This window comes from Rhizobium sp. 01T444 (genome assembly GCF_056398305.1).
In genome coordinates, this window is record NZ_JBFTPD010000035.1 from 1 (window position 1) to 19,574 (window position 19,574).

Annotated in this window: 16 protein-coding genes; 8 read left to right on the forward strand and 8 right to left on the reverse strand. The window is 57.1% G+C overall.

Annotated elements, in window-relative coordinates; genetic code table 11:
• Positions 1 to 1,110: 1,110 nt before the first annotated feature.
• Positions 1,111 to 1,260, reverse strand: coding sequence for a hypothetical protein (locus tag AC1DTN_RS31625; RefSeq protein ID WP_477924105.1), 150 nt, complete (start codon positions 1,258 to 1,260; stop codon positions 1,111 to 1,113).
• On the opposite strand from AC1DTN_RS31625, the gene AC1DTN_RS31630 reads away from it, so the two are divergent.
• Positions 1,259 to 2,998: a hypothetical protein gene (locus tag AC1DTN_RS31630; RefSeq protein WP_477924106.1), complete on the forward strand. Its 1,740-nt coding sequence runs from the start codon at positions 1,259 to 1,261 to the stop codon at positions 2,996 to 2,998. The genes AC1DTN_RS31625 and AC1DTN_RS31630 overlap by 2 nt on opposite strands.
• A 274-nt stretch (positions 2,999 to 3,272) precedes the next feature.
• On the opposite strand, the gene AC1DTN_RS31635 is transcribed toward AC1DTN_RS31630, so the two are convergent.
• A complete protein-coding gene (locus tag AC1DTN_RS31635; protein ID WP_477924107.1) occupies positions 3,273 to 4,199 on the reverse strand; it encodes a LysR family transcriptional regulator in 927 nt (308 codons plus the stop codon).
• An 83-nt stretch (positions 4,200 to 4,282) separates the two neighbouring features.
• On the opposite strand from AC1DTN_RS31635, the gene AC1DTN_RS31640 reads away from it, so the two are divergent.
• The gene (locus AC1DTN_RS31640; RefSeq protein WP_477924108.1) at positions 4,283 to 5,179 is read left to right on the forward strand and encodes a DMT family transporter; all 897 of its coding nucleotides are present in this window, start codon (positions 4,283 to 4,285) and stop codon (positions 5,177 to 5,179) included.
• A 101-nt stretch (positions 5,180 to 5,280) separates the two neighbouring features.
• On the opposite strand, the gene AC1DTN_RS31645 is transcribed toward AC1DTN_RS31640, so the two are convergent.
• The 6 genes from AC1DTN_RS31645 to AC1DTN_RS31670 form a co-directional block, all read right to left on the reverse strand.
• A complete protein-coding gene (locus tag AC1DTN_RS31645) occupies positions 5,281 to 5,619 on the reverse strand; it encodes a slr1659 superfamily regulator (RefSeq protein WP_007814738.1) in 339 nt (112 codons plus the stop codon).
• Positions 5,620 to 5,626: 7 nt separating this feature from the next.
• Positions 5,627 to 6,187 (reverse strand): slr1658 superfamily regulator, encoded by a 561-nt coding sequence (locus AC1DTN_RS31650; RefSeq protein WP_477924110.1) that lies wholly within the window; start codon positions 6,185 to 6,187, stop codon positions 5,627 to 5,629.
• 3 nt (positions 6,188 to 6,190) lie between these two features.
• Positions 6,191 to 8,551, reverse strand: coding sequence for a SpoIIE family protein phosphatase (locus AC1DTN_RS31655; protein WP_477924111.1), 2,361 nt, complete (start codon positions 8,549 to 8,551; stop codon positions 6,191 to 6,193).
• Positions 8,548 to 9,717: a methyltransferase domain-containing protein gene (locus AC1DTN_RS31660; RefSeq protein ID WP_113320773.1), complete on the reverse strand. Its 1,170-nt coding sequence runs from the start codon at positions 9,715 to 9,717 to the stop codon at positions 8,548 to 8,550. Before AC1DTN_RS31660 ends, AC1DTN_RS31655 begins: the two co-directional genes overlap by 4 nt.
• Positions 9,714 to 10,235, reverse strand: a complete 522-nt coding sequence (locus AC1DTN_RS31665; RefSeq protein WP_442206553.1) for a hypothetical protein — start codon at positions 10,233 to 10,235, stop codon at positions 9,714 to 9,716. The genes AC1DTN_RS31660 and AC1DTN_RS31665 overlap by 4 nt, the downstream gene beginning before the upstream one ends.
• A 64-nt stretch (positions 10,236 to 10,299) precedes the next feature.
• Positions 10,300 to 11,955 carry a putative bifunctional diguanylate cyclase/phosphodiesterase gene (locus AC1DTN_RS31670; RefSeq protein ID WP_113320847.1) on the reverse strand — a complete coding sequence of 552 codons (1,656 nt, stop codon included), beginning with the start codon at positions 11,953 to 11,955 and terminating at the stop codon, positions 10,300 to 10,302.
• A gap of 679 nt (positions 11,956 to 12,634) precedes the next feature.
• Here AC1DTN_RS31670 and AC1DTN_RS31675 point away from each other — a divergent pair.
• From AC1DTN_RS31675 to AC1DTN_RS31700, 6 genes are read left to right on the forward strand one after another with little or no spacing between them, the layout of a single operon-like run.
• On the forward strand, positions 12,635 to 14,263 hold the full coding sequence (locus tag AC1DTN_RS31675; RefSeq protein ID WP_477924113.1) for a TIGR04028 family ABC transporter substrate-binding protein: 1,629 nt from the start codon (positions 12,635 to 12,637) through the stop codon (positions 14,261 to 14,263).
• 47 nt (positions 14,264 to 14,310) lie between these two features.
• Positions 14,311 to 15,252, forward strand: a complete 942-nt coding sequence (locus tag AC1DTN_RS31680; RefSeq protein WP_113320775.1) for an ABC transporter permease — start codon at positions 14,311 to 14,313, stop codon at positions 15,250 to 15,252.
• Positions 15,252 to 16,169, forward strand: a complete 918-nt coding sequence (locus AC1DTN_RS31685; protein WP_477924115.1) for an ABC transporter permease — start codon at positions 15,252 to 15,254, stop codon at positions 16,167 to 16,169. Before AC1DTN_RS31680 ends, AC1DTN_RS31685 begins: the two co-directional genes overlap by 1 nt.
• Entirely contained in the window at positions 16,166 to 17,854 is a 1,689-nt protein-coding gene (locus tag AC1DTN_RS31690) for a dipeptide ABC transporter ATP-binding protein (RefSeq protein WP_113320777.1), read from the forward strand. The genes AC1DTN_RS31685 and AC1DTN_RS31690 overlap by 4 nt, the downstream gene beginning before the upstream one ends.
• A 1-nt stretch (position 17,855) precedes the next feature.
• Positions 17,856 to 18,905 (forward strand): putative FMN-dependent luciferase-like monooxygenase, encoded by a 1,050-nt coding sequence (locus AC1DTN_RS31695; RefSeq protein ID WP_477924118.1) that lies wholly within the window; start codon positions 17,856 to 17,858, stop codon positions 18,903 to 18,905.
• 19 nt (positions 18,906 to 18,924) lie between these two features.
• Positions 18,925 to 19,569, forward strand: a complete 645-nt coding sequence (locus AC1DTN_RS31700) for a CMD domain protein (protein ID WP_113320779.1) — start codon at positions 18,925 to 18,927, stop codon at positions 19,567 to 19,569.
• The last annotated feature ends 5 nt before the right edge of the window (positions 19,570 to 19,574 follow it).

Here is a 19,574-nt window from a genome sequence, read left to right on the forward strand (position 1 = left end):
AACTCGCCCACCACCGCAGCATTGCAGTTCGCCTTCAAGCAGATTGGCAACTCACTATCGAATCTGAGGGTCAGCAGGTAAGATGCAGGCCTGCGCGGGCCCGATTTTTCGTGCCTGCAACTCGGCTGCAGGCGCAAACGCCGCGGCGTAACTTCCGATCAATGCGGCCACTAGGCCGCAGATTGCTCTTAGTAGCTCGAAGATCAAGAGGTCTCCCAATGACCGAACTTGGAGCGATTACCAGTAAGATCAGGCCGTTGCGATATCCCATGGCTGGTTGGAAACACGCTGTTTCGTGACTTTCTCGATCCACGCGGACAGTCGGTCCCACGTTTAATCAACGGCGCGGGGACTTTGTCGAAACATTGTTTGCAGCGGTGTTCATTTGATTTCCCCCATGCCTATCTAGCGCGAGAGACCAGCCGGGCTTTTTCGGGCATATAGTATTGTGAGCAGGATACCAACAAATGTCCACATTAATGCCGTGAGCCCAACTGTGATGAAAATCACGTAAAATCGAATCGGATCTTCAGTGACACTGAGGGGCGAATATACGAATGAACGCCCCCTGATCAGGCAAAAAACAGAAAAAATTAGGAGCCCGGGGCCGAAGAACGCTAAGCCGATTGCAGCACCGAAGATGCGTAGTGGTTTCAAATGTCCTCCAACGACTGCAAGATTGAAGTGCCCGGAAACTGTACGATCGATGCAGCCTATCAGCCTTGCCGTCAAGAGGCCCTCTAGTTTAGGCATTCGACAGGAATAGATAGCGTCGGGATTCAAGTCGATCCCACACATACATATGTGAGTCACTAACGTGTCGCTTTTGTCGCTTGCTGTTCAGGAGCCACGCTGGTGCTGTCGCAAAATCTCCTCAGCTTGTTCGGTGGAGAGTCGACCGCGTTTCACGATAAGCATTCCCGGTAGCGATATGCCAAGGGCGGCCAGTCCATCGGTTGTAGCACGGCCTTCCGAATCAAGAGCCGCATGTAGCAGCACCAGTTGGTCTGTGTTGCACTGAGAGGAACTGGGCCGCATCCAATCCGCCCATCGCGCTACAAATGCCGGCACCCGACTGGAACACTTAAATGGCGTCACGCCGGGCTTTTTCTAAATCAGCATGCCGTGAGCATAATCTTCATTGTCTGCCGCGCATAGTCCTTGCAATTGCAGCGGCGGTATTGGCATGGCTTCTGAATTTTTCAACATTGTGGATAAACCTAAAACTGCGAGTGGGATGTCATCGCTGAGAGTCTTCATGACTGTCGCCCCCCTCTGCCTTTTACTCGCATTGCTGGACTGGGGTGATGGCCAAAACTTTTACGGCGACATTGATGACGAGATGCGGGAGTTGCAGATCCGCCATCTTTTCCTCGAGGGTGGGCACTGGTTCGATCTCGGTCTGCCTGTGATCGCTATGCCTGAACCCTACACCTCACCTTGGTCGCGCCTGATCGATCTGCCCTTCGTCGCCATTGCCTCCTTGCTCTCGCCTGTGTTCGGACCAGAACACGCGCTTCGAATGGCCTTCCAGATCTGGCCGCCATTGATGCTGGTGGGCTTCAGCGCTCTAATCGCCAGCTTCTTTTCACCGCAGATGCGCGTCGGCGTCCGTATTTCCTATCCAATTCTCATCACCAGCACAGTCTTCATGGCTTTTGCCGTTTGGGAGTTCCTTCCGGGCCGTATCGATCATCACAACATGCAGATCATCGGTTTGATGATGATCTGCGTCGGATTGGAACGATGGAGCCGCAGCGGCGGTATGTTGATCGGCATCGGTACGCTGATCTGCATCACCATCGGTCTTGAGGGCTTGCCACTCATCACCATAGCATTTACGGGACTAGTCGGTTGCTACGTCTTTCGTGTGCTCGGTTCTGAGGATGTCCTGGTTGCAGCCGCGACCACGATTTTGGCTCTGACGCTGCCCGCCGGCTTCGCATTCCTCGGTCCCGCTGGAATGTCGTCAACGCAGTGCGATGCTTTCTCCGCACCCTACCTTGTTCTGGCGCTCGGTTGCTCATCGATTTTGTTGGTTGGCGCCTTGGCACTACGCCAGCAAAGACCTTTTATCCGACTTGCCGTACTTGCCTCGGCCGGTGCGGCACTATTCGGCGCGGCTGGATACACGTTTCCAAGATGTCTGTCCGGTCCCTATTGGATGATAGACCCGCTATCACGCCGCGACTGGCTTGAACGAGTGTCGCAGGAACACAGTTTCATCTACTATTTCGAGCACCACCAGATTGTTATCGTGATTATGCTTGCGGTGCTGGTTTGCATTGCGATCGCAGCACTACCTGTCGTCGCGCGAAATGCCCGGCAGGGGAGCGCGGGCCTGGCGATCGTCTTTGTAGTTGCTGCCGCGAGCCTCGTTCTGACGCTGTTGCAGACTAGAAATATCCGATTTGCCTTCGCCTTCATCCCTCTCTTTCTGCCGCATGCCCTGCAGGTTTTTACAGCCCCTGAAAGCTTCCTAAGGCCGAATGGCAGGCAGGTACAACGTTTCGTGGGTGCAGGCCTCGGCTCGGTCATCGTCATTGTAATCTTGCTCCGTTTATTCTTTCCGCCTCAAGCGCAGACTTACGACGCGATCGACTACATGGGCTATAGCGATTGCGAGGGCGAGGATCTTTCGGTTCTGAATTCGGTTGCACCGGGCAAAATCGCAGTTCCGCAAGGGTGTTCCATCACTCTCGCCTTCGCCCTACCTCCGGGTTTCTCTGTTGCGGCTGTTCCATTCCATCGCGCATCTCCCGGTATGAGGCGCATGTTCGAGCTCTTCACCTCGCCGGACAGCGAAATACGCAAAGCAGCAGCTGCCTCCTTCGATTACGTCGCCGTCTGTCAAATTTCTCTGCCGGTCGACGCCAATCAGGCGCCGCTGTATGCAGCCTTGGCTCAGGGTGGCTCCTGGCCGGGCCTGGTTCCGATCGAAAACCCGGCACGTTCGGACTTCAAGCTTTTTCGGATCGATCACAGATTCTTCCGCTAGGCCGCTTAGCTTAGTCGGCCTGGGCGCAAACTTACAGGAGGCTGCTCTTCCTCAGCCGGTTCTGCAAGGAGTTCGCAAACTTTGCGTCCAAGGACATCAGCGATCTTCCCAAGAGAGTCGATCCCAAGGTTGATCCGCTTCCGTTCGATTTGTGACATTGAAACACGCTCCAAGTTTGCTTCCAGCGCGAGCCTTTCTTGAGAGGCCGCGAGCGACCCTCAACTCTCGAACATTCAAAGCTAGCAGATCACGTGGCTGGATCGTTGCGGGTGGACTAGGTCCTCTTGGCCGGCGCTATGAAAGCGCCGATTGTAGCCTCGGCATGCCCGGCTTCCTGAAGGAGGCGTCTGGCAAGTTCCGTCGCTGGCCCGCTCAAAGGTCCGTCGGGGCGCACAAGATGAAACGAGACGTGATGGTCCAACGCTCTTTCGGAGACCGCGACCAGTCGACCCGACGCAATGGCTGCGTCCGATAACGGTGGGCGGGCGAGCGCGATGCCGACGCCCTGGATGCAGGCGTCGATGACGAGGTTGTAATCCTCGAAACGACGATCCTGCCCGCGCGGCAGATAGTCGATGTCTTCGGCGGCGAGCCAGCGCCGCCAGCCCTCGATGGTCGAATCATGCAGGATCGGCATCTTGAGGAGCGATCGGGCGTCGCAGGTCCCGGCCAGTTGGCCTGCAAGCGACGGTGCAGCCACCGGAAAGGATTTCTCCTGCCAGAGTGGTGTCGCGCGAACGCCTGCCCAGGGACCTCTTCCGCACCGAATGGCAAGATCCGTTCCCTCGCCGAGATCCGCAAGCCTGTGCTCCAGGAAGAGTTCGATGTGAATGTCGTCGAGTTCCAGCTTTCCTAATCGGGGAAATAGCCACAAGGACGCGACGGACGGCGTGAGTGAAAGGCGCACCGTCGTCTTGTGCCGCCGCGGGATCCATCGCTCGTCAGCCCCACTGAGCAGGGCAAGCGCCTCCTCGGCGCGAGCAAAGAAGCGGATGCCTTCCGGTGTAAGAGCGACGCCCCGCGCCTGACGGGCGAACAGCCGAACGCCCAGCCACCGCTCCAGGCGCGAGATCTGTCTGGAAACCGCCCCATGGGTGATGCCGGCTTCTTCGGCGGCAGCGGAGAAGGATCCAAGGCGCGCGGCTCGGGAAAAAGCTTCGAGCGTATCGAGTGGCGGGAGACTTTGCGAGCTGTGAACCATGGACACACCAGATCATCGATTGCGGTGCTTTTCAAGCCGGAAAGGAGACGCTTAATTCGGCGCACGCAAGCATGGGGGCAAACATGGCGACGGTGGTTGGAGATCCGGAAGACAAGGCAGGGTTCGATCTTGTTGCCTTTTTGGCGATTGTCGTGACGATCGCCTTTTGGGCATCCTCTTTTGTCGTCATCCGCGTCTGTCTCGGGCCGTTGACGCCTGTCGAGCTCGCGACCGCCCGTTATGTGCCGGCCGGCGTGATTGCTGTTTGCTATCTGGCATTTCGCTGGACCCCACTGAAAGGGGCCGATCTTGCCCGGATTTCCGTTGCTGCCGTCTTGTTCATTGCCGCTTACGCGGTGCTCCTCAATACCGGCGAACAAACCGTGCCGGCGGGACCGGCAAGTTTTATCATCAACACCATGCCGATCTTCACCGCGCTGATCGCCACCCTCTTCCTTAGCGAGCGCTTCGGCCTATGGGGATGGGTCGGTACCGCCGTATCGTTTGCAGGCGTGGCATTGATCGCCGCTTCCGCCGCCGACGGCTTCGGCCTCGACCTCAACGCTATTCTAATTCTTGGCGCTGCCCTCTGTTCGGCAGTTGCAAGCGTCTTGCAGAAGCCTGTTCTTGCCCGCATGCCAGCGTTGACGGTCACCGCCTGGATTCTATTTCTCGGTTCGCTTCCACTCCTCCCGGCGATGCCCGCCACCGTCAAGGCTCTGGCTGTTGCCCCGACGATCGTCATCTCAAACGTTGCCTATCTGGTGGTTTTCCCGACGGTGGTTGCCTATGTGACCTGGGCGGTTGCCCTGAAGCGGCTTCCGGCCGCGCGTGCCACGAATTTCCTCTATGGCGTGCCGCCGACAGCAACACTGATCGGGTTTACCTGGCTGGGCGAAACGCCAACGACAATTGGTGCGGCTGGTGGAATGTTGGCGATCGCAGGTGTTCTCATCGTCAATGTCATGCGGCGGAGGTAGCCCTCCATTTGCGGGCGCCGGCACCGCCTATGGACGGGTCGGTGCATTGCCTCGCTCACCGGGAGTCGCGATGGCCTTGTCCCTGTCTTCGCAGCGAACCACTACGCTAGGCGCAAATCAAGCAGCGGGTGCAATTTTTTCAGATTCGGAAGCGATTTCGCCTGCCAGGGATATTGGTTGGTGCCTTTCACAACGAGCTGCAGCTCGCCCATTTTCCTGGCCTCGATGGTCAGTTTGGCAAGTAGGTTTATGCCGGAGGAGTTGAGGAATTCGAGACCCGTCAAATTGAACGTGACTTGTTTGTGTCCTTCATGGAGCAGCCCCAGTACCATCGAATGAATGGGCGCGTAGGCGTCGGGTCCTGCCAGCCGAAATATACCATCGAAATATACCTCGGTGTTTTCTGCCCATACGCGGAAATTTTCGTCGCTGATTTCCATTTTTCGCTCACAGCTTGGAGGAGGGCGGCAACGCCACCAATGCAGTCGTCGTCAGTTTGACATGGTCGTCGTCGGCTTCTTCGAATGCCCATGCCATTTTTGCATCGTAATCGCTTAGGAGGGTGAGCAATCCCAGACCGGATCCGCTCCCTTCCGATATTGCATTGCTTTCGATCCGTTCGAGAAGAAGCTCGCCGGGTTCCCTCGACCGAAGTCGGTGCAGCAGCTGCTGAAGACGAGATGACGATGCGCTATCGATGCTGTTCGTTGTCCTCATGAAAAAACAATCGTCCGATATCCCGGCTTCGATGAGGATTTCTCCGGGTTGTCGAAATTTGACGGCATTTTCGATTAGCTCATTGCTGAGATATCCGATGTCGTGATGCGCTTGCGTGTACGCTCTCTTTGAGTGGGAATACGGAAGGGCCATTACTTCTGCGATGAAGTCCGATGTCATCCCCGAATGCTTCCACCCGAGTTGAAGCGGTCCATCGCGCAACGTCAGACGCGTGCTTGCATCCAGGTTCTCATTTGCCAGAGATTCGATCCCATATAACGTTGGTGTCATGCGTCACCTATGTCTTATTGCGAGAAGTGTGATGTCGTCGTGGATCTTTTGTGACCCGATAAAATGCATTAATGCCGCAACGATTTCGGAGACGACTTTGTCGGCACTTTCGTTCCTGAGCCGAAGTGCCTCGAGGCAGAGACGGTCAATGCCAAACAGTTCTCCAGCGTCGTTTTCGGCTTCCGTCACGCCGTCTGTGTGGAGAAGAATGAGGTCGCCCTTCTCAAACACTATCCTGCGGGTATTGATGAACGTGGAAATATCGGCCTGCAGTCCGATCGGTATTCCCAAATCCATCGTATCGATACGTTCGATCTCGCCGCTCGCCCGTATTACGATCACCTCTTCGTGCTGGCCAGACAGGATCATCTCTTTCCCGTCGTAGTCGAGGAATGCCAAAGTGAGGTGCTTGTCGATCTTGGTTCTCACGATATTCTTGAAAAGAGCGCTATTCAGGTCAGTGAGGAATTTCACCGCATCGACATTGCCTGCCTCCTGCAAAGCGCGAGCGACCGACTGAACCATCAACATCAACACTCCGCTTTCGAGCCCGTGCCCGGCGACGTCGCCAATGCCGATTTTCAAACGATTGCCGCTTTTCAAGACATCGTAATAGTCGCCGCCGACCTCCTCGGCGGGTCTCATGTATGCCGCTATTTCCAGCGTCTGCAGTTCGTCAAGTTCCTGATGCAATGGCAGCACCATCAACTGGATTCTCTCGGCGACGGCCAGTTCTGTCCCAAGCCGTCGATTTTCGCGCTGAAGCTGCGCGTTCAACGTTGAGATCTCTTCCTTTGCATCTTCGATCTGGGCCGTTCGCTCTTCAACAAGTTGCTCGAGATTTTCCGTGTGGAAGCTGATCTCTTCCGCCATCCTGTTGAATGCTTCTCCGGCCTCGCCAACCTCGTCTTTGCTGGCGATGGCAACCCGTACCGAGTAGTCCTTCGTCTGGATCCTTCTCGCGGCATCTGCGAGGGCACTGATACCACTTGTTATTCGCTTTGAGGCGGCAAGCACCGCGAGGGTCACGATTGCCAGCGACATTGCGATTGCCAGGATCTGATAGAGTACGATGCGGTTCGTGGCTTCGGAAATCTTGGCTTGCGCCGCGTATAGGGAAGCATCGATTTCCCGCTCGGGTACAGCCAGCACGAGGGACATCGCCTCTTGACGGACCGGGCCGCTGGACCAGAGATTGGTCGCTGGTAGTTTCTTCACGATCACGATGTAGGGGACTTTTTGCCCGTCCCGTTCCAACAACAGGTGTTGGATGCCCTGTTCGCGGTCCAGCGCCATTTTTGCAATTTCGGGTTGGGAGCTTCCCTTCAACGACCGCTCCAGTCCGGTCACGCCTGTTCCGCTCGCATCGCTCGCGGATCGCAGGCCGAGGGTCTCTTCGCCTGTATGGTTGATCGCGACGACGTTTCCGTCGGACATTGCGAGGAAGCCAAACCCGGATTGGGCCACTTTAACATTTTCAACAGTCTGCGCGAGTTGGTCGAGCGTGATGTCCGCGCCAGCCGTGCCGGCGACGTCCTTCCTGTCGGCTGTCCATAGGGGATGAAAGAAACTCACGATGAGTTTCCCGGTAATCGCATCGGTATATGGAGCTGTCTGCGTAATATCGTCTGCGACCGGCCGCAAATTCCTATTGGTGGCCCAGCTCTCCCAAGACTCGTAGAGCCCTGGAAAAAAGAAGTCCCAGAAATTTGCATCGTTGTGACCGGGATAAAGACGGTCGAAAGTCTGAGCCTGATCCGTATACGGTGCGGTTCTGAAAATCGGCCTTTCTTTCGGGCCAATGTAATACATCTGGAGCTTGGAAGAACCGTGTTGCAGCAAACTCGGCGCTACGATGTCCAGAACCGCGCTCGCCTGGATGTCGGCCTCGACGTCAGGTCTTGGACTATGGTCAGGCCTCAGCAGGTAGCCCCAAACGCTCACTACGGAGACAGAGCCCGGAACGTTTTGAGACCAATTGCCCTTCTGGTCATAAGCGAGGCGGACGCTGTCGGGAGAGGTTCGAGCGATCGCCGCACCGACGTCTAAATTGCGCTCGGGATCATCGATTTGTGCCTGAAGCACGCCTGCCAGCGTGCCAACATCGTTGTGCACCTGCCGTAACAGCAAACTGACCTGGGCAGCGGTGGAATCGGCATATGTCCCGATGTATTCCTGGCTTGCTGCCTCGAGGCCTTGCCCGACCTCCAGCGTCGCGTCGCGTGATAGCCGTTGGACGTTCCAGAGTGCCAATCCTCCGCTCACCAGCAGATCAAAGAGGACTGCTCCGCCGACAACCAGAATGAACTTTGCGCGGAATGAACCCAGCTTGATCGGCCTTTTCGAAGATATCCTGTCCATCATAGCGGCTTTCGGCCGGACGCCGCCCAGATCGGCCAGCCCGCGTAACCCTTCGGATGAAGGGCCGCGAAAACGTGGTCTTTGAATCCCTGCCTGAACCTGCGAATGAACTCCGGTGTGTCCCCCCGTCGGACAGCCATCTGGCCCGCGTAGACGTTTTCCCAGGCTTCGATGATGTCGGCGAAGTCTTGGGGATCGCCGTCAAGGTTTGTCACCATGAAAGCATCGACCTTGATCGCCTCGAAGCCTGCGTCGGCGAGCAGGTGACGGCTTTTCGGCCCCATCTCGACGTCCATGTCGAAGTGCCTGAACAATTTGGCGACTTCTTCATATGTCCACTTGATCGTCTCCGCATGTGGCTCGCCCAGGCAATGCGAGTTTTTCTCGTTTGTAATGTAGACCCGGCCGCCGGGCTTGCAGATACGGTAGAGCTCCCGCAGCAGCATCTCGGGACGGTCGAAAATCTGGAGGGAATGCCGGCAAGTCACAAAGTCGAATTGATTGTCCCGAAGCAGCATCTGGGACGCATCGCCATAGGTGTATTCGATTTCCTTCAAATCGAAGTCCGCAGCCACTCTACGAGCGTAGTCCAGGCTGCGTACCGAGTGGTCCAGGGCGACAAGGCGGGAGGGCTTAAATTCCCGTTGAACCAAGGCTGCGAAATCACCAATCCCGCAGCAGATGTCCGCAACGACAAGACCACTCCGAAGACCGTGACGAGGCAATAGTTCTCTCTCGTGCCTCCATGTCATTTTAGTCTGAGTACGGAGAATGGGAATGAACTGCTCGTCTTCCACAAAGCTCTGACCCGGATAAAAGGCCGAGTCGTAAACTTCCACCGTCAGGTTGGGGTAGCGTTTGGCCAGCTTTTCAAAAACCGGAGCCGACCAGGCCATCACGCTCGAGGTCACAATGACGATTTTCCGCTCCGGTCTCGTCCGGCAGCTTTCCATGAGGATATCGGCCAGGGCGGAAAAGGCCGTCATGTTGATATGCGTCAGACGTTTGACATTGAGGTAGACAACCCCGCTATACCTTTCCAGGCTTTGCTGCATCAGCGATAGGGCATCGGCGATTTCTGCGGCACCTTTTGGCCGTATCTTGCCAGACAAAACCAGCTCTTGGTTTGTCGGATCAAAACGAACTGCGAAGGATGCGTCGTGGCTCATTGAAAGTCCTCGGCCAAGGGGAAATCCGCGACGATCTTCGTGCTCTCCACACCGTCTGTCTCAATCCGGATCGCTGAGCGGAATATTGTCGCCAAATCTCCGAGCAGCGCCGTCGTATCGGCCGTGAACGCCTTCCCGTCTCCTGCTTCTCCTGCCTCACCCGCGAGGGGAGGCCGGAGCTCGATCAGGCTCGCACTTTTGTGACGACCACCGGACAGGTCCTGATAGGGGAGTTCAATCGTCAGGCGATTTGTTGTGGCGTTTCGATGGAGACTGAAACTCATCAAACCTGATTGACCCGACCAGCGGAAAGCAAGTTCAACGAGCTCGTTTGCCGCGACTGAAAGAAAATTCGAATATCGGGCGGGGTCGGTATGTCCTTGGCCGAGAATGTCGGAGAGATACTCGGTAATCCTGTCGCAAAATCTCCATTCGGATTTCACCAATGCGACATCCATTTCCAGCGACAACATGAGGGTGAATGCACGGCGATCGATGCTGGTTGCTATCTCTTCCAATACATCCTCCGTTGGTACATGGGTGGCGCATGCCATCTTTTAGAACACGTTGTAACGTTCGCACTCACAATTGCGTGGCGCGGCCTTGGGATGTGTTCGCATGATCGATAAACTCCCCAATCGTCGCGATCGGGAGCGGTCTGCTCACCAAATAGCCTTGTAGCCTGTCGCATCCCGCCTTGCGCAACCAGTCCGCCTGCTGTGCCGTTTCAACCCCTTCGGCGGTGACGCGCATGTGGAGGCCATGTGCAAGCTCAATGACACAGCGCACGATTGCCTGGCTTTTGAAATCGCTTTCGAGATCGGTAATAAAATATCGATCGATTTTTATCGTGTCGAAAGGGAATGTTTTCAGATAGCTGAGGGATGAATATTCTGTCCCGAAGTCGTCGAGGGCGATTTTGATGCCCAGCACGTTGAGAGTATTGAGGGTGTCGATGTTGTTGACAGTCCGCTCGAGCAGCACGCTCTCGGTTATTTCAAGCTCCAGGCGATCCGATGGAAATCCGACAAGATCCAGCGTTTGCGAAATCCGATCGGTAAGGCCGTTTGTCAGGAATTCAGCCGCCGACACATTGACGGCGACGATGTAGTTCTGTGGCCAGTTCATCGCTTCCCGACATGCCTGTTCCAAAACCCATGCGCCTATTTCCGGCATCAAGCCATCTGCTTCGGCCATCGGAATGAAGGTGCTTGGAGGAATACTTCCGAGCAGGGGGTGGTGCCATCTCAGAAGCGCTTCGAAGCCGACGATGGAACCGACCTCCGCGATCGGTTGATACTCCATTGAGAATTGGTGGTTTGCCAGGGCTATTCGAAGGCTCCGGCGCAGTAGCTCGCGCTGCTCCAGCAATTCAAGCATTGAAGGATCAAACGATTTTGCGCGACGGCGACCTTCTTTCTTCGCGGCGTAGAGTGCGACGTCAGACGCCTTCATGAGTTGCTCCGGACTGGCGCCGTCCGGTGGCGCACTTGACACGCCAACGCTGCTGCCGACAAACACCGCGATGCCGTCGATCATGAAGGGCTTTTGGAATGCCGCAACTAGGGCTTCCGCCAGTTGGTGACCCTTGGCCGGATGTCCCAGGCCCATGGAGATGACCATGAATTCGTCACCCGCGAGGCGATAAGCCCTGTCGTCTTCTGCAAGGCATCCTTGAATGCGGCTAGCAGCAAGCTGAAGAAGCTTGTCTCCCGCCGGATGACCCAACGTGTCGTTCACAGGCTTGAAGTCGTCGAGGTCAAGCTGCATCAGAGACAAGGTCTCGCCCGAGGCAGCTATTTCCGTCAACGACACAGCGAGATCCTCGCTAAACTGGCGTCGATTTGGCAGGCCCGTCAACGGATCGTGAGTTGCCAGATGCAATAGGGTTGCTCGTTCGTCGTCAAGGCGATCGCCCGATCGAACAACGGCGTACATATTTCCGATCTGAAAGATCGTCAGTCTTTGCGAACCAGGTTTCCTGATATTGATCGACAATCGCAAGGACTGGACGCCTTCGCCCATTGAGCGGAGTGCTTGCATGGTCGCCGATTTGTCCAGCTCTGGAAAATGCTCCCATAGCGACATCGCGGGCGCAAGCGCAGCGGGCAGTTCATCGCCCAGCAAGTTTTTGATCGGATTGAAGTCGTGGTCGAAGAATAAGAGCCGATCGATCGGGCTCGGGGCATGTTCCCGTCTATCTTCAGGGGTCGCGCGTGTGGCACGAGCTTTACGCATGTCTGAGCTCTCCATGGTCGAGTTTCCCTGAGAACGATCACCGCAACTCAAAGCCGCCACAACTTAGGTATGCATTATCTAATTTAGATAGTCCGGATTAAAAATGTTCAAACCTCTTTTCCGCACAGGCAATTGCAACTTTCGGCTGGCGTGCCGATTGCTGGGCCTTCTCCTTATATAGCTAAAAGTGTGGGTCGGGGACTAGGTCGTGGTGACGATTTAACGTTTTGGAATTCGCGGCTTGGGCAAATCGGATTCAAGACTGGCGATTCGAGGCTTGTCATGGATATCGAAACACCCAGCGCTGACCGATGGTCTCGGATCGGACCTTTTTGCCCGAAGCGTGAAGGAGCAACGACGGCCACGCTCTAAACAATCGTAGCTTTGTCGATGCGTTGATCTGGATGGCCCGGTCAGGCACACGCGGCCGCGATTTGCGTGCGCAATATGACGACCATCTGGCGTCAAGCGGGCGCTAATATGGCTGGACCGAGATGGGTGCGTTTGAGAACTCCGCTCCCTTCCGCATCGGATGCCGGTTACGGCAATCGCGTGCACAATGCCGCGCGATCCTCGGGGAGTTCGTTCCACGCCTTCGGCCAAAAATAGAATACAAATTCTATATACTAAATGATGATAGGGCTAGCTTGATCCCGTATCAATTTCGGGGCTTTTCAAAATGGGCATCAAAGCCAAACGTACTGCCGCAACATTCCTGGCCGCATGGATGTCGCTTGCGGCACCCGCGTTCTCTGCCGATCAGCCGGTCAAGGGCGGGACGCTGATCTATCTGGAGCAGCAGGCGCATACCAATCTCTATTCGCCGGCCGGTGGCTTCTATCCGAACGGCGGTATTCTCAACCAGATCACGGACAAGCTGACCTACCAGAACCCAAAGACGCTCGAAATCGAGCCGTGGATCGCTGAATCCTGGACGGTCAATGACGATGCGACGCAATACACGTTCAAGATCCGGCAGGGCGTGACATTCTCGGACGGTTCGCCGCTCGAAGCCAATGCGGTTGCCAAAAACTATGACGTCTACGGTCTGGGCGACAAGGGTCTCAAGCTTCCGGTATCGGAAGTGATCAACAATTATGATCACAGCGAAGTCGTCGATCCCTACACGGTGAAGTTCTACTTCAAGCGGCCATCGCCGGGCTTCCTGCAGGGTACCTCGGTCATTGGCTCCGGCCTGGTCTCCCTGAAGACGCTTTCCTTGCCATTTGAACAGCTGGGCGATGCGACGAAGATTATCGGTTCCGGACCGTTCGTCGTCGAAAGCGAAACCCTGGGCAAGGAATTATCGCTGAAAGCCCGTGACGACTATAGCTGGGGACCAGCCAAGCTGGAGCACCAGGGCAGGGCGTATCTCGACGGTATCAAATATATCGTCACTGGCGAAGACAGTGTCCGAATTGGAGCTCTTCTATCGGGTCAAGCTGACTTTATCCGCCAGGTACAGGCCTATGACGAGGAGCAGGTCGAAGCCCAAGATTACAAGATCTATGCCGCCCCGACACGCGGTGTGAACAACAGTGTTGTGTTCCGGCCTGACAATCCGCTCGTTGCGGACCTTCACGTTCGCCAAGCTCTTCTTCACGGAACCAACGCGCAGGAAATCGTAACGACGCTGTTTTCCGACCATTACCCTCAGGCAAAATCGATCATCGCCTCGACCGCCCAGGGCTATGTCGATCTCTCTTCCAAGCTGAACTACGATCCCGAGCAGGCCGCCAAGCTTCTGGACCAGGCCGGTTGGACGTTCGGCGCGGATGGGCAGCGCGAGAAGGATGGGCAGAAGCTCGTCCTGACCGCTTATGAATCGCTGCCGCAGCCACAGAACAAGGCGACGCTTCAGCTGGTCGCCCAGCAATGGGCAAAGCTTGGCGTGACGCTGAACGTGTTGGCTGGCGACGCAGGCAGCAAGACGTTGGACGATCTCGATCCGGCAAAAACCCCGGTAGCACCGGCGATGGTCGGCCGCGCCGATCCGGACGTGATCAAGAGCAACTACTATCCGAAAAACCGGGACGTTCTGCGCCAGAAGGGCGGTCAGAGCGACAAGGTGAAGAGCTTCGTCGACGACAAGCTCAACCACCTGTTGGAGGGCCTCTCCTCTGAACCCAATCGTGACAAGCGCCTCGCCATCGCGGCCGACATCCAGAACTACGTCCTCGACCAGGCCTATGCCATTCCAATCTTCGAGGAGCCGCAGGCCTTTGCGGGTGCTCCCTACGTCAACGGCGTTGCCTTCGAAGCCGTTGGTCGACCCTCCTTCTACAGCACCTGGCTTGCCGAACATTGAGGAGTACAAGCTGGCCCGGCGTGGCCGGGCCAGGTTTGGAGATCGTCATGGCTAAATATTTCTTCTCGAGGATCGGACAGGCATTGCTCGTTTTATGGGCTGCCTTTACCGTTTCATTCGTCCTGCTCCAGGCCTTGCCCGGTGACGCGGTCCTGATCAAGTTTCAGAACCCGGACTACGGACTGAGCCCCGAACAGATTGCCGACATCCGCGCCGCCTATGCGGCGGACGGGACGATCTTTTCGCAATATCTCCATGCCATCGGCAATTTTCTCACCGGAAACTTCGGCTATTCGCTGCAGGCTGGCGTCGCGGTGCGGGATCAAATCGCGACCAATCTTCCGCCAACCCTTTGGCTTGCCGGACTGGGTCTTCTTGGCGCCATCCTGCTGTCAGTCTTGATTGCGATACTTGCAAACCTGCCGCCCTTGAGATGGCTTCGATCGCTGGCGCACTCGATCCCTTCTCTCTTCATCTCGGTTCCGACCTTCTGGCTCGGAATCATGCTGATCCAGATTTTTTCGTTCCGCTTCCGGCTTGTCCCGGTCATCAATCCAGGTCCGTGGCAAGGCTTGATCCTGCCTGTCCTGACCGTTGCCGTTCCAATTTCCGCGCCTCTCGCCCAGATCCTCCTGCGCAACATCGATGAGGTGCTCACTCGCCCGTTCGTTCCGGTCGCCCGCGCCAAGGGGGCTTCACATGTCTGGGTCCTGTGGCGGCATGTGGCCAAAAACGCCCTGCTTCCCGTGATGACCGTGGCAGGCCTCCTCTTCGGAGAGTTGATTGCCGGAGCGGTCATCACGGAAACCGTATTTGGTCGTAACGGCATCGGAAGCCTCGCAGAGCAGGCTGTCAATTTCCAGGATGTCGCTATCTTGCAGGCGATCGTCGTTATCTCCGCTGCAGCCTTCGTCGCTATCAATCTGGCCGTGGACCTCCTCTATCCGGTCTTCGATCCGCGCCTGAGAACAAAGCTGGGGGACGCCTGATGAGCCACGTCGAAGCGCCCGAACGTCATTTCAATATCGATAGCCCTGATCCGGTCGACTGGACGGCACCGGCGAGCCGGGATGCTCTTGGCGATACAAAGTCGATCAACCGAAAGCGGCGTCTTGCTATTGAACCAGGCCTGTTGCTTGCCTCATTAGTGCTCGCAATCGTTCTGCTTTGGGCCATCGCGCCCGGCCTGTTCACGTCCTACAATCCGATCGAGGGGATTCCACGTCAGCAGTTGAAGCCACCAAGTGCGCTCCATCTGCTTGGCACCGATTCTCTGGGTCGTGATCTCTATGCCAGGCTTGTCTACGGGGCGGTCCATTCGTTGTCGGGGGCACTCGCTGCGGTTGGCATCGGGCTGGTTGTCGGAACAACACTTGGGCTTCTTGCCGGATCCTTGGGTGGATGGGTTGAAACTATCGTCATGCGGATCGTCGATGTCCTGCTCTCCGTTCCCGTGCTCCTGTTGTCGCTCAGCATCATCATTCTCCTGGGCTTCGGCACGATAAACGCTGCGATAGCAGTCGGCGTGACCTCGATCGCGAGCTTTGCCCGTCTGGTTCGGTCGGAAGTCGTCACCGTCAGACGAAGCGACTATGTCGAGGCGGCCTTCGGCAGTGGTGGAAGCTTCCTGAAAGTGCTCTGGCGGCACATCCTCCCCAACTCCCTGACCTCCGTCATTGCCTACACCGCCCTGCAGATCGGTTGGGCGATCCTGCAACTGTCGACGCTCGGTTTCCTCGGCTACGGTGCACCGCCGCCGACCCCAGAATGGGGCCTGTTGATTGCCGAAGGACGAAACTATGTCGCGACCGCCTGGTGGCTGACGGCCGCCCCGGGGATCGTCGTTGTCATCGTGGTGTTATCGGTAAACCGCATCAGCCAAGCCATCGGAAAGGGATCTCGATGAACCGCCCTCTCTCCAACCCTGTCGACGGCAGCGCCCGATCGGAACCTGTCCTCGACATATCGGGGCTGACAGTCGGATATCAAGATGGTGACCAGGTCCGTGTGGCCGTCCATGAGATCGATTTCAAAGTGGCTGCCGGTGAAGTGGTCGCGCTGGTCGGTGAGTCCGGCTCTGGGAAAACCTCTTCGGCTCAGGCGATCATCGGTCTGCTCGCCGACAATGGCCGCATCATCAGCGGTACGATCCGGCTCAATGGAACGGATGTTACCGCCTGGCCGCAAAAGCGCCTCGACGCGATCCGTGGCTCGATTGTGAGCCTGATCCCGCAGGATCCCGGAAACGCGCTGAACCCGGTCAAGACAATCGGCAAGCAGGTTGCGGAGATCCTTGCCATTCATGGCCATGCAACCGGGCCCGTCGCCTATTCGCAGGCGATCGAGCTATTGGAACGGGTCGGCTTGTCGGAGCCCAGGCTTCGCGCGCAGCAATATCCCCATGAGCTTTCCGGCGGCATGAAACAACGCGTTCTCATTGCAATCGCGATCGCATTGAAGCCGGCTCTGATCATCGCCGATGAGCCGACCAGCGCACTCGATGTCACAGTGCAGAAGCATATCCTTGATCTCATCGACGAATTGCGCAGCGAGTTCGGGACGGCGGTGCTTCTGGTCACCCACGATCTCGGTGTGGCGGCCGATCGTTCGAACCGGCTCATCGTCCTGAAGCAAGGCCGCATTCAGGAACAGGGCCGCACAGCCGACATCCTCGCAAACCCGAAAAGCGCCTACACAAGACAGCTTCTTGCGGATGTCCCGTCCTTGAACTTGAAGACGCGTCGCACAGAAGCCAGGCACCTGAGCGGGCCCGCAACCGACGACGTTCTTGTTGTCGAGAACCTTGTCCAGGACTTCGGTCTCAGCAAGAGCGATAGCTTTCGTGCAGTTGATGACATCTCCTTCCGGGTTCGCCGTGGAACCACTCACGCGGTTGTCGGCGAGTCTGGCTCAGGCAAGACCACCACGATCCGGATTGTTTCGGCCTTTCAGAAGCCGACATCGGGGAGGGTGATTGTCGATGGTCTCGACCTTGCCACTCTGCGCGGGGAGACCCTGCGACAATTCCGCAAGAAGATACAGCTGGTTTACCAAAACCCGTTTGGATCCCTCGATCCCCGCCAGAGCATCTTCCGTATTGTTGAAGAGCCGCTTTTAAACTTCGAGCCTTTGTCCAAAGACGAAAGGGCAAGACGCGTGGCAACGACAATCGAGAGGGTTGGCTTGCCCCTCGACGTCCTGCAGCGCCGGCCTCGAGCATTGTCGGGTGGACAGCGCCAACGCGTTGCAATTGCCCGCGCCTTGGTGCTGAAACCGGAAATTCTTGTACTCGACGAAGCCGTATCGGCCCTCGACGTGACCGTGCAAGCGCAGATCCTTGCCTTGCTCGACGAGCTCCAGCGCGACCTCGGTCTGACCTATCTCTTCGTTTCCCATGATCTCGCTGTGGTCAGGCAGATCGCCGACACCGTCTCGGTCCTGAACAGCGGACGTGTCGTTGATAGCGGACCCGTAGAGGAGGTCTTCCGCAATCCGAAGAGCACCTATACGCGCGAGTTGATCGACGCGATCCCAGGCAAGAAACTTGTTCACCGTGCCATTCAGCCAACGACGTCTAATGCAGGAAAATAGCATGACCCGGACAGATATCCCGAAAAAGCTCGGCTTCTTCAGCCGAGTGCTTGATCAGGCGGACCCTGCCACCCGTTACCGGCTTGTGGCCGAGCAGATTATTCACGCCGAGGCATTCGGTTTCGACACTGCCTGGGTGGCGCAACATCATTTCAATGGCGATGAAGGCGGTTTGCCAGCCCCCCTGGTGTTTCTGGCCGATGTTGCCGCAAGGACCTCGCGCATCCGCTTGGGCACAGGTGTCATAACCCTACCTATGGAAGACCCGGTTCGTGTTGCAGAAGACACGGCCGTTCTCGACCTGCTTTCCAACGGTCGCCTCGAGGTCGGCTTCGGCACTGGCGGGACGCCTCAATCCTTCCTGCCGTTCGGACTGGAAAGCAGTGATCGCGGATCCGTCTACGCCAGGCATCTGGCAACGGTTCGTGACGCTTGGGCGGGCAGGGCGCTTGCCGGCGATAATTATCTCTATCCCGCCGGCGGGGACCTCGGCGATCGTGTCTGGCAGGCAACATTTTCTGTGGGCGGCGGTGAGCGAGCAGGGCGAGATGGCGATGGTCTGATGTTGTCACGCACCCAACCCCGGCCGGCCGAGACGCCGAAAGCGGAACTTTGGGAGTTGCAGAACCCGATCATCGACACCTATCTGGCTGCCCTCCCAAAGGGGCGTGCGCCGCGCATCCTGGGCTCTCGAAGCCTGTTCGTCGCAGACGACCGCAAAGAGGCACTTCATTTCGCCGAGATCGGTCTCAACCGCAGCGTCGAGCGCTTCATCGCCAACGGACACAAGGTCAACGCATCGACGACCGCAGAGCTCATCAAGGCCTTCGACGTCCACGTCGGGACGCCTGATGACGTGATTGCCTCTTTAAAGGCCGATCAGTCGCTCGCACGGGTCACCGATCTCGTTTTCCAGGTCCATTCGGTCGATCCGCCTCATTCCTGCATCCTGCGCTCACTGGAATTGATCGCAACTGAGGTCGCACCGGCGCTCGGATGGCTGGGCGCCACGCGCAATTCTCAACCGCAGCGTCACGCTGTTACAGCCTAATTCATTGGAGGGAAATTCCATGTCGTCATCGAAGTCATCGTCAAAGGATGTGATCGAACTTCTGGCCGGGATAGAACCTGGCTCATTCGTGGATCGAATTCGTGCCGAGCGGCCGGAAACCAGGCTCAATGCGCAGAAGAGCTATCTGGCGCTGTTCGAGCCCCGCGAAGAAGGCGATGTTACGCGTGGAGAGCGACTGGCACTCGCCACTTTCGTCGCGAGGCTCCACCAGGCCGACGAAGCGAGCGGGTTTTACGATGCTGGTCTTAACGAATTGGCCGGCGGATCTTCTCTCTCCGCCGCGGTGAGGGCCGAAGTGGATCATGGCGTGACCAATGGTCCCTATGGTTCCTATCCCGAGGGTCCTTTATCCCCCGAAAACAAGGAAGGGCTTGTCTTTGCCGTGTCCGATTTTGGCCGCGCGGTATTGGGAAAGAAACTGAGCGCAGGATTGGAGCACACCCATCTCTTGGTGTTTCGTCCACGCGACGCCAGTCCGAATGCACTTCAGAGCCTGTTGGATGCAGGCTGGTCGACGACCGGGATCGTCACGCTCTCGCAGATCGTCGCGTTTCTCTCGTTCCAGATCAGGGTGATCAAGGGGCTCAAGGCGCTTGGCGCCGCTGGCGCCGGACAGGCTGCCTCCTCGGCAGCTGCAGAATAGGAAGC